13 protein-coding genes and 1 pseudogene are annotated in these 13,231 nt (G+C 30.3%); 11 read left to right on the top strand and 3 right to left on the bottom strand.

What is annotated here, in order from left to right; translation table 11 throughout:
• Positions 1-249: 249 nt before the first annotated feature.
• From H3T96_RS08470 to H3T96_RS08440, 7 genes and pseudogenes are all read left to right on the top strand, one after another.
• On the top strand, positions 250-810 hold the full coding sequence (locus H3T96_RS08470; RefSeq protein WP_086327398.1) for a pseudouridine synthase: 561 nt from the start codon (positions 250-252) through the stop codon (positions 808-810).
• Between the two features lie 180 nt (positions 811-990).
• A pseudogene (ftsY, locus tag H3T96_RS08465) lies at positions 991-1,914 on the top strand (signal recognition particle-docking protein FtsY); the annotation flags it as partial.
• 6 nt (positions 1,915-1,920) lie between these two features.
• Complete coding sequence (ftsE, locus tag H3T96_RS08460; protein ID WP_086327397.1) at positions 1,921-2,580, top strand: cell division ATP-binding protein FtsE; 660 nt, start codon at positions 1,921-1,923, stop codon at positions 2,578-2,580.
• A gap of 2 nt (positions 2,581-2,582) precedes the next feature.
• Positions 2,583-3,551 carry a permease-like cell division protein FtsX gene (ftsX, locus tag H3T96_RS08455; protein WP_144092028.1) on the top strand — a complete coding sequence of 323 codons (969 nt, stop codon included), beginning with the start codon at positions 2,583-2,585 and terminating at the stop codon, positions 3,549-3,551.
• 136 nt (positions 3,552-3,687) lie between these two features.
• Positions 3,688-4,548 (top strand): RNA polymerase sigma factor RpoH, encoded by an 861-nt coding sequence (rpoH, locus tag H3T96_RS08450; RefSeq protein WP_065738159.1) that lies wholly within the window; start codon positions 3,688-3,690, stop codon positions 4,546-4,548.
• 213 nt (positions 4,549-4,761) lie between these two features.
• Positions 4,762-5,349 (top strand): DUF2975 domain-containing protein, encoded by a 588-nt coding sequence (locus tag H3T96_RS08445; RefSeq protein WP_144092029.1) that lies wholly within the window; start codon positions 4,762-4,764, stop codon positions 5,347-5,349.
• A 13-nt stretch (positions 5,350-5,362) separates the two neighbouring features.
• Positions 5,363-5,581 (top strand): helix-turn-helix transcriptional regulator, encoded by a 219-nt coding sequence (locus tag H3T96_RS08440; protein WP_065738161.1) that lies wholly within the window; start codon positions 5,363-5,365, stop codon positions 5,579-5,581.
• Here H3T96_RS08440 and H3T96_RS08435 read toward each other — a convergent pair.
• The gene (locus H3T96_RS08435) at positions 5,571-6,263 is read right to left on the bottom strand and encodes an aspartate/glutamate racemase family protein (RefSeq protein WP_144092030.1); all 693 of its coding nucleotides are present in this window, start codon (positions 6,261-6,263) and stop codon (positions 5,571-5,573) included. The two genes, H3T96_RS08440 and H3T96_RS08435, sit on opposite strands and share 11 nt — an antisense overlap.
• Before the next feature lie 154 nt (positions 6,264-6,417).
• Here H3T96_RS08435 and H3T96_RS08430 point away from each other — a divergent pair, with 154 nt between their 5' ends.
• Positions 6,418-7,233: a hypothetical protein gene (locus H3T96_RS08430; RefSeq protein ID WP_198248628.1), complete on the top strand. Its 816-nt coding sequence runs from the start codon at positions 6,418-6,420 to the stop codon at positions 7,231-7,233.
• 49 nt (positions 7,234-7,282) lie between these two features.
• Complete coding sequence (gene cobB / locus H3T96_RS08425; RefSeq protein ID WP_144092031.1) at positions 7,283-7,969, top strand: Sir2 family NAD+-dependent deacetylase; 687 nt, start codon at positions 7,283-7,285, stop codon at positions 7,967-7,969.
• A gap of 9 nt (positions 7,970-7,978) precedes the next feature.
• Here the strand turns inward: cobB and mtgA are convergent, their stop codons facing one another.
• Complete coding sequence (mtgA, locus tag H3T96_RS08420; protein WP_144092032.1) at positions 7,979-8,671, bottom strand: monofunctional biosynthetic peptidoglycan transglycosylase; 693 nt, start codon at positions 8,669-8,671, stop codon at positions 7,979-7,981.
• Positions 8,672-9,638: 967 nt separating this feature from the next.
• On the opposite strand from mtgA, the gene H3T96_RS08415 reads away from it, so the two are divergent.
• Positions 9,639-11,237 (top strand): phosphoethanolamine transferase, encoded by a 1,599-nt coding sequence (locus tag H3T96_RS08415; protein ID WP_144092033.1) that lies wholly within the window; start codon positions 9,639-9,641, stop codon positions 11,235-11,237.
• Between the two features lie 194 nt (positions 11,238-11,431).
• On the opposite strand, the gene mobB is transcribed toward H3T96_RS08415, so the two are convergent.
• Positions 11,432-11,929: a molybdopterin-guanine dinucleotide biosynthesis protein B gene (gene mobB, locus H3T96_RS08410; protein WP_144092034.1), complete on the bottom strand. Its 498-nt coding sequence runs from the start codon at positions 11,927-11,929 to the stop codon at positions 11,432-11,434.
• 72 nt (positions 11,930-12,001) lie between these two features.
• On the opposite strand from mobB, the gene H3T96_RS08405 reads away from it, so the two are divergent.
• Positions 12,002-13,033 carry a low specificity L-threonine aldolase gene (locus H3T96_RS08405; protein ID WP_144092035.1) on the top strand — a complete coding sequence of 344 codons (1,032 nt, stop codon included), beginning with the start codon at positions 12,002-12,004 and terminating at the stop codon, positions 13,031-13,033.
• Positions 13,034-13,231: the final 198 nt, after the last annotated feature.

Below are 13,231 nucleotides of genomic sequence, written 5' to 3'. Positions count from 1 at the left end.
CCGAACTCAGAAGTGAAACGCCGAAGTGCCGATGGTAGTGTGGGTATTACCCATGTGAGAGTAGGGAGCCGCCAGACTTTTAAATATAGAGAGAGCCCAGCAGGAATGCTGGGCTTTTTTGCATATAGAGATTATAAAACTGACTGAAATTTATACAAGATGCTATGTTTAGTATATGGCTAAATAATAATTCATTTAGTGTATAATAAGTTTAGCATGATATTGAAACTAAAGTTAAAGCAGGATGAGATGCACTCATTAATAGCCTTTAATAAACCCTTTAATGTCACAACTCAGTTTTCACCTCATGAAAAGTATCAGACATTAAAAGATTTTATAAAATTACCAAAATTTTATCCGGCTGGACGTTTAGATACCGATAGCGAAGGATTGTTATTATTAACAAATGATGGTAAATTACAAGCTAAAATCAGCTCACCAAAATTTAAATTGCCAAAAACCTACTGGGTACAAGTTGAAGGTTCAATTAACCAACAAGCGATAAATGAACTAAGAAAAGGTATTCAGTTAAAGGAATTTTATACAGCGCCAGCTATAGTAGATTTTCTAGATGAACCATTGTTCCTATGGAAAAGAGTTCCTCCTATTCGCGAACGTAAAACAATACCCACATCATGGATAAGTATTACTATCACTGAAGGAAAGAATCGCCAAGTTAGGCGAATGTGTGCAGCAGTGGGTTTTCCTTGTTTACGACTAATTAGAGTTCAAATTGGCAAATATAATTTATTTACTCACCAATTACCATTAGGTGAATGGTGTCATATTAAAACTTCGAATCTTTATTGATAATTATTTTTAATTATTCTTTATAGATAACGTATCATTCATTTTATAATTTAATAAAATGAGCAAAATAAATTAATAATGTTATTCCTTTTATTTGAATACATTGGGCTTTATTTTAAAATAATATAAAATGATCACTTATGATTGTCATGGGATAAACAATTTATGGTTGAACAAAAAAAAGAAGGATTTTTTTCTCGTTTGAAAAAAGGACTTTTTAAAACAAAACAGAATATAGGATCTGGATTCCTTAATTTATTTAGAGGAAAAAAGATCGATGATGCACTATTTGAAGAATTAGAAGAACAATTGCTTATCGCTGATGTAGGTTTTGATACAACACAAAAGATTATTAGTACATTAACTCAACATGCTTCAAGAAAAGAGCTAAAAGATGCAGATGCATTACACGAGCTTTTAAAACAAGAAATGAAATCTATTTTAGACGGAGTCGATAAACCACTTAATATAGATAGTCATAAACCATTTGTTATTTTAATGGTTGGTGTCAATGGTGTTGGTAAAACAACAACTATTGGTAAATTAGCTCGTCAGTTTCAACAACAAGGCAAATCAGTTATGCTGGCTGCTGGCGATACTTTTCGTGCTGCAGCTGTTGAACAATTACAAGTATGGGGTGAACGTAATAATATTCCTGTTATTGCTCAACATACTAATGCCGATTCAGCATCAGTTATTTTTGATGCAATACAAGCAGCAAAAGCCAAAAAAATAGATGTATTAATTGCGGATACAGCAGGTCGTTTACAAAATAAATCTCATTTAATGGATGAATTGAAAAAAATAGTGCGTGTAATTAAAAAGCAAGATGAAACGGCACCACATGAAATTATGTTAACGATTGATGCAGGTACAGGACAAAATGCTATTAGTCAAACAAAATTATTTAATGAGGCAGTTGGTGTTACAGGAATGGCATTAACTAAATTAGATGGAACAGCAAAAGGTGGTATTATTTTTAGTATTGCCGATCAGTTCAATATACCTATTCGTTATATTGGGGTTGGTGAAAAAATTGAAGATTTAAGACCTTTTGTTGCCGATGATTTTATTAATGCTCTGTTTGATCAAACAGAAGAGTAAAAAATAATGATCCAATTTCAACGTGTAAGTAAAGTTTATTCTGGCGGGAAACCAGCATTACAAAATATAACCTTTACTTTATTACCCGGTGAAATGGCATTTTTAACCGGTCATTCTGGTGCTGGTAAAAGCACCTTAATGCGACTAATTTGTGGATTAGAAAAAGCGAATGATGGCAAAGTTTTATTAAATGGTATTGATGTTTCAAGTTTAAAACGACAAGAAATGCCATTTTTACGTCGTACCATTGGTATGATTTTTCAAGATCATCAACTACTAATGGATCATACTGTTTATGATAACGTTGCTATTCCATTAATTATTTTAGGAAAAGCACCTGAAGAAATTCGTCGACGAGTTTCTGCCTCATTGGATAAAGTGGGATTGTTAAATAAAATGAAATTTTATCCAATACAATTATCTGGTGGTGAGCAACAACGGGTCGGGATTGCTCGAGCAATTGTAAATCATCCTAATGTCCTACTTGCTGATGAACCCACAGGAAATTTGGATGATAAACTTTCGAAAGACATTTTAAAACTATTTGAGGAGTTTAATCAAACTGGGGTAACTGTCTTGATGGCGACTCACAATATGACGCTTATTCGCCACAAACAACATCGTATATTGCATTTAAATCAAGGGCATTTAGAGGTTAAAAATTAATAATGAGCGCTAATATTAAACCGAATAAATCCAATGGAAAAGATAGCAATATTTTTTTTTGTCATTGGAGAAGGCAAATTGGTTATGCTTGGCGTAATACCTTTAATAATTTCACTCAACATATTTTTGCTTCATTACTGACAGTTTTTGTTATTGCGATTTCAATAACATTACCAACGATTAGCTATCTACTTTGGAAAAATGCTAATCACGCTTCGAATCAGTGGTATCCAACGCCAAATTTAACTGTTTACATAAATAAGGAATTAACTTCAACACAAACCACAGAATTAATTTCTAAGTTTAAATCTTATCCTGAGGTTGAAAAAATTGAATATCTTTCCCGAGATCAAACAAAAGAAGAGTTTAAAACGTGGTCTGGATTTGGTAACGCGCTTGATCTTCTGGATGAAAATCCGTTACCAGCAATAGCAATTATTATTCCAAAAGAAGAAGCAAAACAAACCGCTACATTGCATGCTTTTCAGTCCAAATTACTAGAGATTAAAGGGGTTGATGATGTTCAACTTGACGATAGTTGGTTTACTCGATTAACTGCATTGACCGATATGGTAAAATCCATCGTATGGATAATTTCGATATTTATGATTGGTGCTGTTTCGCTTGTCATAGGAAATAGTATTCGATTAAACATTTTTGCTCGTAGACAAGTTATTGTAGTGATGCAATTAATTGGGGCAACTGAAGGTTTTATATTACGTCCATTTTTGTATAATGGTATATTGATTGGATTTATTAGTGCAATTTTTGCGTTGATTTTATCAGAAGTATTTATTTTTCAAATAGATTCAATTATATTACGTGTTTCTGCTATTTTTGGTACAAAATTTATACTTAAAGGACTTTCATGGGACGAAAGTATACTAATTGTATTGTTCTCTATGATTCTTGGTTGGTTTTCTGCACTGGTATCGACTAAGAAATATTTAAAAACGATGCACATTGCTTAATTATTTAAGTATAGTTTTTATTATTAAATTAATAATAAATGTGAACTAAATCACATTTTAGTGGTCTAATATTACAGTTATATTGTTGCCATTATGAATAAGCGACAAAACTAGTTTAAATTAAGGAGGGAGTTAAATGAGTACTGATTTAAAAATGCAAGTAGGTGCTTTAATCCCACAAGGAAATATTGAATCATATCTTCGTATGATTAATACTTATCCAATGTTAACTGCAGAGGAAGAAAAATCATTAGGCGAAAAACTTTATTATCATGATGATGTTGATGCTGCAAAACAATTAATTTTGTCACATTTACGTTTTGTTGCGCACATTGCTCGTGGTTATGCTGGTTATGGTTTACCTCAAGCAGATTTAATTCAAGAAGGTAATATTGGTTTAATGAAAGCGGTTCGTCGCTTTAATCCTGAAATGGGGGTTCGCCTAGTTTCATTTGCTGTGCATTGGATAAAAGCTGAAATACATGAATATGTCTTAAAAAATTGGCGTATTGTTAAAGTTGCAACTACAAAAGCACAAAGAAAGTTATTCTTCAATCTAAGAAAAAATAAACAACGTTTAGGTTGGTTTAATAGTGCTGAAGTGGATATGGTTGCTGATGAACTTGGTGTAAGTCGTAAAGATGTTCTAGAGATGGAATCGCGCATGTCAGCACAAGACATGTCATTTGATATTGATAATGATGATGACGACAATTCAATTGTTGCACCAGCACTGTATTTAGAAGATAGTAATTCTGATTTTTCAAAATCAATTGAAAATGACAATTGGGAGAATGATGCAACCGATAAGCTACATGATGCCTTATCTCAATTAGACGAACGTAGCCAAGATATTATTAAAGCGCGTTGGTTAGATGCTGATGATAGTAAATCAACACTGCAAGTATTGGCTGACAAATACAGCGTTTCTGCCGAACGTATTCGCCAACTTGAAAAAAATGCGATGAAAAAACTAAGAATTGCTATAGAAGCATAATTGATTTTTATTAATAATAAATAAGCCCTACTTTGGTTAAAAGTAGGGCTTTTTTTGTAATCTAAATTTAATTTATCTGTTTAATAAAGAGGATAATAATAGTTTTTATTATTTTATAATAATAAAAAATTATCGTTTTATTTTAATTTATTGTTGTTTTATGTCTTTGGAAGTGATAAGCTGTGTTTAATTTTTATACATAAGGAAATAAAAATGAATACCAATATCTCTCAATCTCAGTCACGTCTAAATAAATACTGTAAATTAATGGCATTGTTAACTTTTATTCCTATAATAACGATATTAATTGCAATGGTATCTCCTTTATTATTTTATTTTTTTAATATACACAATATTGGTTTAGAATCGGGTGGATATTCCTTTTTTATTGCTCATAGTGCAGATAGCTCTGATATTGACCCAACTAAACTTTCTATATGGCAAGCCGTCTTAGTTACCTTAATTGATACCATTATTATTGCAATTTTAGTTTATGCTTTCTTTCAGCTTAGATTACTTTTTTTAAGTTATAGTAAATCGGACTATTTTTCAGTAAGTTCGGCTAATTATTGTTATAAGTTTGGTACAACATTAGTTATTTGGGAAGTGATACAATTAATCACTGAGCCGTTATCATCATTAATCTTATCTTTTAATAATGATCTTTCGGAACGTTACATTTCTCTATCATTCACCAGTGAAGATTTAATGTTATTATTTCCGTCAATAAGTATTATGATAGTTGGTCAAATATTGAAAAAAGCATGTCAAATAGCCGAAGAAAATAAGCAGTTTATTTAGCAAGGAGCCAAAAGTGCCAATTATAATAAATTTAGATGTAATGCTGGCTAAACGTAAAGTTAAATCTAAAGATTTAGCGGCTGCCATTGGTATTACTGAACAAAATTTATCTTTACTTAAACAAGGTAAAGTAAAAGGATTTAGGCTAGCAACACTAGAGGCAATCTGTAACTATTTAGATTGCCAACCTGGTGATATATTGGAATATATAAAAGAAGACGTTACGAATTAGTCGCTAACCATGCTGCTTCTTGAGCATGTAATAGGGCTGTATCAAAGAAAGGGATGGCGTGATCTTGTTGATTTATTAATAAACCGATCTCAGTACAGCCTAAAATCACCCCTTCAGCACCTTGCTTAACGAGTTTATCAATAATATTGAGGTAAACTTGCTTAGATTCAGGTTTAATTTTCCCAAGGCAAAGTTCATCATAAATAATATTATTGATGATTATTCTATCTTGTTCATCAGGAATTAAAACATTTAAACCTTTTTCGATTAATTTTGATTTATAAAAGTTTTGCTCCATGGTGTACTTGGTACCAAGTAACGCAACAGACTTTATTTTATCTTTGATTAAATATTTGGCGGTCACATCGGCGATATGAATGATCGGAATAGTAATATTTTTTTGAATTTGATCAGCAACCTTATGCATCGTATTAGTACAGATAATAATAAAATTAGCGCCAGCTAGTTCTAATCTTTTAGCCGCATCAGTTAAAATAATCGCGCTTTTATCCCATTCATTATTTGCTTGGCAACTTTCTATTTCTTGAAAATCAACACTGTATAAAAGTGTTTTTGCTGAATGTAAACCACCAAGTGATTTGCTAATAAATTGATTGATGACTTGATAATAAGTTATTGTGCTTTCCCAACTCATCCCACCAATTAATCCAATTGTTTTCATATTACTCATACCTTATTTTTATGATTACTTGCCACTAAAATCATTATCGTACATTATAATGATTTTATTCAATTTAAATTATTTAATATATTTTATAGTTTATTATTAAAATTATTTTTCGTGAATTATTATATAGATTAGGAATATAAAGCTAATGAAGAAAATCATTAATTATCTCTATATTATGCCAATAGTTTTTTCAATCTTTTCTTTTCAGGCTTTTGCAGAAACAAAAACTATTCATGTATTAGTCGCCTTATGTGATAACAAATATCAAAAAATAGTACCCGTTCCACAGGCAATTGGTAATGGTCAAGATCCCAAAAATAATCTTTATTGGGGGGCTGCTTATGGTTTTAAAACCTATTTCGCTAAACAAAAAGAGTGGCAAGTAATCAACATTAATAAGCCGACATCTGGAAAAATATTAGAAGAGATAATTTATAAACATCGAAATAAGGATGTGTATCTCATTGCTCAAGCATATAATGGGAAATATATTGATAATACTGTTAATGATTTTTTAGATTATTCGGCTGGTAAAAAAGTACAGCAAATTAGACTTAATGATAAAACAGTAATGGCAGGCGGAAATGCCGACCTAGTTATATATATTGGCCATGATTATTTAATGGAATCATCATGGCGTGATTATTTACCTGATAGTTGGCGTTGGAATACATTGTCAAAAACAGAGCAAGAAAAACAAAAATTACGTTATGCTGCGGTATTTGCTTGTAAAAGCCAGAAATATTTTACTCCACCATTATCTCGTTTAGGTATTACACCATTAATTTTAACCTTGCATCGAATGGCGCCAGAAGCTTATAGTGTGCATGCAATGATTAACAGCTGGTTAAATGGTGAATCGAAAGATGAAATAAGGTTTAAAGTAGCAAGTGCTTACAGCCAATATCAAAAGTTAAGCAAACCAGCCTTACACATATTTACCACAGAATATAGCCAATAATATTTTTTCAGTAATTTATTTAATTTATTAATAAAAAAGGCGAATAGATATGTTGAAAACACCAAAAATCGTCATCTTAACCGGTGCAGGTATTTCTGCTGAATCAGGGTTATCGACATTTCGTGCCCAAAATGGTTTATGGGAAGGTTATGATGTTAATGATGTCGCGACCTACGAAGGATATATGCGTAATCCAGTCGCTGTTCATGATTTTTATAATATGTTGCGTAGAAAACTACAAAATCCTGAAGTAAAACCTAATATGGCTCATTTTGCTTTAGCGCAATTAGAACAAAAGTTAGGTTCGGATAATGTATTAATTGTTACCCAAAATGTGGATAACTTGCATGAACAAGCTGGTTCTAAAAATATTATCCATATGCATGGTGAATTATTAAAAGTGCGCAATGAAAAAACAGGACAGATAATCGATTGCTATTACGATGTGAATTATCATGAAAATAAATTAATTCGTCCACATATTGTTTGGTTTGGTGAGATTCCACTGCAAATGGAAGAAATTTATAACGCACTTTCACAAACGGACTATTTTATTTCGATTGGTACATCAGGTAATGTTTATCCAGCTGCAGGATTTGTTCAAATAGCTAATCAAGCGGGAGCCAAAACTGTTGAACTTAATTTAGAACCAAGTTTAGGTGAAAATTTATTTGAAACAAAAATTTATGGTCCAGCGAGTAAAATTGTACCAGAGTTTGTTAAAAAATTTATATAAACTATTAAATTAGTTTAGCTGTTTTAAATAATTTTTACCGCCAAGGTTATTCATTTGATTACGAATCCATTGCGCTTTTTTTTGTACATGATTATTAGGGTTAGCTGGATTCCATTTTCTAGGGTTAGGTAACGTAGCAGCGAGTAGACTTGCTTGATAAGGCGTTAACTTGTTAGCGCTTACTTGAAAATAGTATTGCGAAGCTGCTTCTATACCAAAGATTCCCTCTCCCCACTCAACACTGTTTAGATAAATTTCAAGTGTTCGTCGTTTAGACCAAAGTAACTCAATTTCAAGAGTAAACAAGGATTCAAAACCTTTACGAATCCAACTACGCGAAGGCCATAAAAAAATATTTTTTGCTACTTGTTGACTAATAGTACTGGCACCACGAATTTTTTTATTATTTCGATTATGCTGTAGAGCATGATTAATTGCTTTAAAATCAAATCCCCAATGATTAGCAAACTTTTGATCTTCAGCAGCGATTACAGCTAGTTTTATATGATCTGATATTTGATTCCAATCTTTCCATGTCCGTTGTTGAGTAATATTCCAATGAGTGAGTTTTCTTTCTACCATTAACATTGAACCAAAAGGAGCAACCCATCTTAATAAAAGAACAATTAAAAAAGATAACAGTATAAATCCAATTATCATTTTTTTTGTAATGTTAAAAACTCTTTTTAATAAAGATTTCATGCTGATTCAGATAAAATAAAAAATTAGTGAAACAAGATACGATATATTCTTATTTAAATAAATAAATTTTTCTAAACGCGACTATTTAATGAAAATAGCAGAACAAATAAAAAGATAGTGCTGAGATAATTACGGTATAACATTTTATGGTGTGGAATATTAAAATTTTTCGGATTTAATTTCTTTGGGTTTGGATCCTAAAAAAGATGGTTAACTTTTTAAAATTGTTAAAATTTGTTTGAATCATCTAAAAAATTCATTAAAACTTATAAATTATTGCGCTGTTAAAAAAATATACTAAAATAGTATAAATAACAACTAAAGGTGGGGAACTATTTTGGATGATTTATATTTAATTTTTCTCTGTATATGCTTGATTTATGTGTCTTCATTCCGTAGAGGAGGATTTGGAGACAAACGTCCTAAAGTTCCAGGCTTTATTATTTTTCTTTATATCGTTTTATGTTTCCTCTTATTTGATGAAATACTTGATAGACCCCATTGAACAGGATGTACCCAAATTATAAATTAGAATCATAATTTTGTTCATACAATAGTATGAACTTTCGATTAACTTTCTAACTGATAGCATCGCTTTAGAGGCTAACAATTTCAGAAAATTAAAATTATTTTAATTAAAATTTTTTAATTTATCGATCTAATAAAGTAAAGTATTTATCCCACCGTAAACTAATGTGAACTTTTGATTGAGTTTCTAAGTAATAACAATAATCTCAAGGCTAACGTTATCTAATAATTTATAACTACTTTAGCTTAAATAACAATTTAAATTAAAATATTGTTTGGGATTTGTTAGTAAAATTAATGGATAGTTGTTTTATAGCATCAAAAAATAATTAACAAATAAAGTTAATAAGTGAAAATCAATTGATTTACTAAAAGTAATTGTTTAAAATTTATTATAAAGAAAATGTAAACAATAAATAAAAGAATTGTAAATAATAAAATGAAATTACCTGAATTTATCCAGCGCCGAAGTAACGCTTTTATATTACTTTTAGTTTATATCTCACTTAGTTTAATTTTAGCTTATATTCATACTACTAAGGATAACTCTTTTACAAATCTCTATTTTTTTATTGTTTTATCAACTACCTTTTGTCTATTTTTATTTATTCATATATTAATAAAAAGTCGATACCATGTTATTGTTGTTATAGGTACGTTATTTTTATTTTTACTCTTATCTGAAATTAATTATTTGATTTATTTTGGTGAGGTTATCTCTGAAGGCGTACTGGATTCTATTACAGAAACGAGTACCGATGAAGCATTTTCAATGCTTAAGCCAGTTCTGTTTATAATGGTACCCGCATTAATAATGGCTGTTGGTATTTTACTTATTTACAAGAAATTTATTACGGTTAAATTTAGACCTATATTACCTGTAACATATTATCTAGTTGTCGCATGCGTTTTTTTATCTATGAGTACTAATGTACAAAATGATATTCATAAAGATTATAGATTAAAATTAATAATATTGCGGGAGTTTTTTCCTGTAGTAGCTGGTAATATAGCTTATTTAGGAGCGACCTATCTTTCTACCGACATTTATGCTGATACAAGCGAAATAGAGGTTTTTAATGATGCTGTTATTTTACCTCCTCAGAGTTTAAATGATGATCTTGTTGTGTTAATTATGGGGGAATCTTCTTTAGTTTCTCGATATAGTGCCTATGGATATCATAAGCCAACGACTCCACTTATGGCAGAAATTTTTAATCAAAAAAATGGTGGTTGCATTATTAATAATAGTCATTCTTCTGCATCCTTTACAAGGGATTCCATACCAATGACTTTATCTTTCAATATTCCTGAAAGTAATGATAATTTATTTATCAACAAGTCAATTATTGAAATGGCTAAATATAATAATTATAAAACCTATTGGTTATCTTCACATCACCAAGGTGTTAAAGGAACAAGTAATGCTAAATTTGGTTTTATTGCCCGTAAAAGTGATGTGCTTGATATTACAGATAAAAAAACTGAAGATCATGATATTAATTTAAGTAAATTATTAGAACGACATCTTGAAAAAGATAGTGTAACTAAAAAGTTTATCATTATTCATTTACGCGGAAGTCATCAACCTTATAGTGATGGATATGATGAGATTGATAAACAAGCTTTGCCTGATGCTGAAATTTATGATTTAACTATTCATCATACTGATCGTACGGTAAAGGCAATATATGATGTTGTCAATAAATATAGTCGTAATTATAGTATCATTTATACTTCTGATCATGGAGAAATTGTTAATGTTGGTCATGGAATGAGTAGCGGTATTGATCAATTTTTAATTCCGTTTATGTTTATCTCAACGAATAATCGATTTGATTGCCAATTTATAGAATCGTTTCGTAGTTCAAATGGCTATTTAAGTGGCTTAATGAATAAATATATTTTATCTAATCTATTAGGTTATCAAATAGATCAAGCAATTCTTGATAAAGAAAAAAACAATGATCGTATTTTATTGCCAAATCATCATAATATACTTTTTTTAGATTATTTAGAATTAAATAAACAACCATAGTTTTTTAAAAACCCAAATGTTATAGATAATAAATAGTACATTTGGGTTTATTGTCTAGATGAGTATAAGCAATTAATCCGCGTAAATTATGCATAAAATTGGTGATACCTTTATGTCTTGGCTGTTTAATTTGATTATAGTCCAATTAAATAGTTCTCTTTTTTCTTGTTTTTAATAAAAGAAATTTAGTTTAATTACCTTATTAATTCAAAATAACTTTTTATAAATTCGGCTATTTGGCTCGGTTCATTGATATTAAGGTTTGGTAAATTAGTCTCTATTGGTTTATCACAGGCAATAGCGACAGTAAAATTATCTATAAAAAGAGGTTTTTGATTTGCGCTTCGGTGGCACATAATTTTAGGAATGGTTTCATCTTTAAATCCCTCAATTAATATAATATCAACATCTGAAAAATGATTAATCAAAGTCTGTAAATCAATAGATTTATCGGGTGTTTCATGAATTAAGGCATAACGATTATTACATGCCACGATAGTTTGTAATGATCCAGCTTTACGCAATTTATAACTATCTTTCCCTGGTATATCAAATTCAATATCGTGATGGGCATGTTTCAACGTGGCCACTTTAAATCCTTGCTCAACAAGCAGTGCAATAACTTTTGTTAACAAAGTTGTTTTACCACTACCGCTATACCCTGTGATTCCAATAATTTTTCTATCGTTCATAGACTATTAACTCTAACATGTTATATTGAAAGTAAATATTACATCATTTTATACAAGATTAAAGGTAATGATATGTACGATTTTTTAAATGATTATAATCAAACCGTGCATCCAAATTTATTAAAAGAATTTGTTGATATTAATAATAAAAAGTTGAGCGGTTATGGATTAGATGAATGTTGTAATGATGCAATAAATAGCATTAAGAAAATATTAAAATCACCGAATGCCGATGTCCATTTTATGGCAGGTGGAACCATTACCAATTTGACCACGATTTCACATATTTTAAAACCTTATCAGGCAGTTATTGCTGCTGAAACTGGTCATATCAATGTTCATGAAACAGGTGCGATTGAAGCAACAGGGCACAAAGTTGTAACAGTTAAAACTGAAGATGGAAAATTAACGCCAGAATTAATTAAACCTGTTTTAGATCATCATTGTGATGAACATATGGTGCAACCTAAACTTGTCTACATTTCAAATACTACCGAATTAGGTACTCTATATACGAAGCAAGAGTTAAAAAAGCTGTATCAATTTTGTCAAAAACATTATCTTTACCTTTATTTAGATGGTGCTCGTTTAGCAATGGCCTTGGCAGCAAAAGATAACGATATTACTTTTCCTGATTTGGCTAAATACACTGACGCATTTTATATTGGCGGTACTAAAGTTGGCGCTTTTGCAGGTGAGGCATTGATATTTAATAATCTTTCAATCAATCATGATTTCCGTTTCAATATGAAACAAAAAGGTGCAATACTAGCAAAAAGTTGGATTATAGCTGTACAGTTTAAAGCGTTAATGGAAAATAATCGTTATATTTCGCTTGGTAAACATAGCAATGATATGGCTGAAAAACTTAAAAATTTGTTTGAGACTGAAGGATTAACATTTGCAGCTAAACCACAGTCCAATCAACTGTTTGTTAATTTTCCTAATCAACTTGCCAAAAAAATTATTTCACAATATGCCGTAGATAATTTAGGACAAACTGATCCAAGTCATATTTGCTTACGTTTTTGTACTTCATGGGCAACACAAGAAGTTGAAATAGAGAATTTTGCTAAACAGTTAAAGGCACTGCTTATAAAATAATAACATATTGTTATAGATATATTTTTACAGTTACATAACATAAATTGAAAATATCGCCAAACGATCTGAGAAAGAAAGGGGGGGGGGAGAAAGTATAATGTTCAAATTTACCCTTAGCTTTTTAAAAGATTTTATTAATCCTTTAGTCACCCAATATTGATAGCATGTTATGTTTTAATTCTGTACTCTATAAAACGA

Origin of the sequence: Gilliamella sp. W8136, from assembly GCF_016101285.1 — a bacterium.
GTDB lineage: Bacteria > Pseudomonadota > Gammaproteobacteria > Enterobacterales > Orbaceae > Gilliamella > Gilliamella apicola_N.
This window is presented reverse-complemented; position numbering and strand designations above follow the sequence as displayed.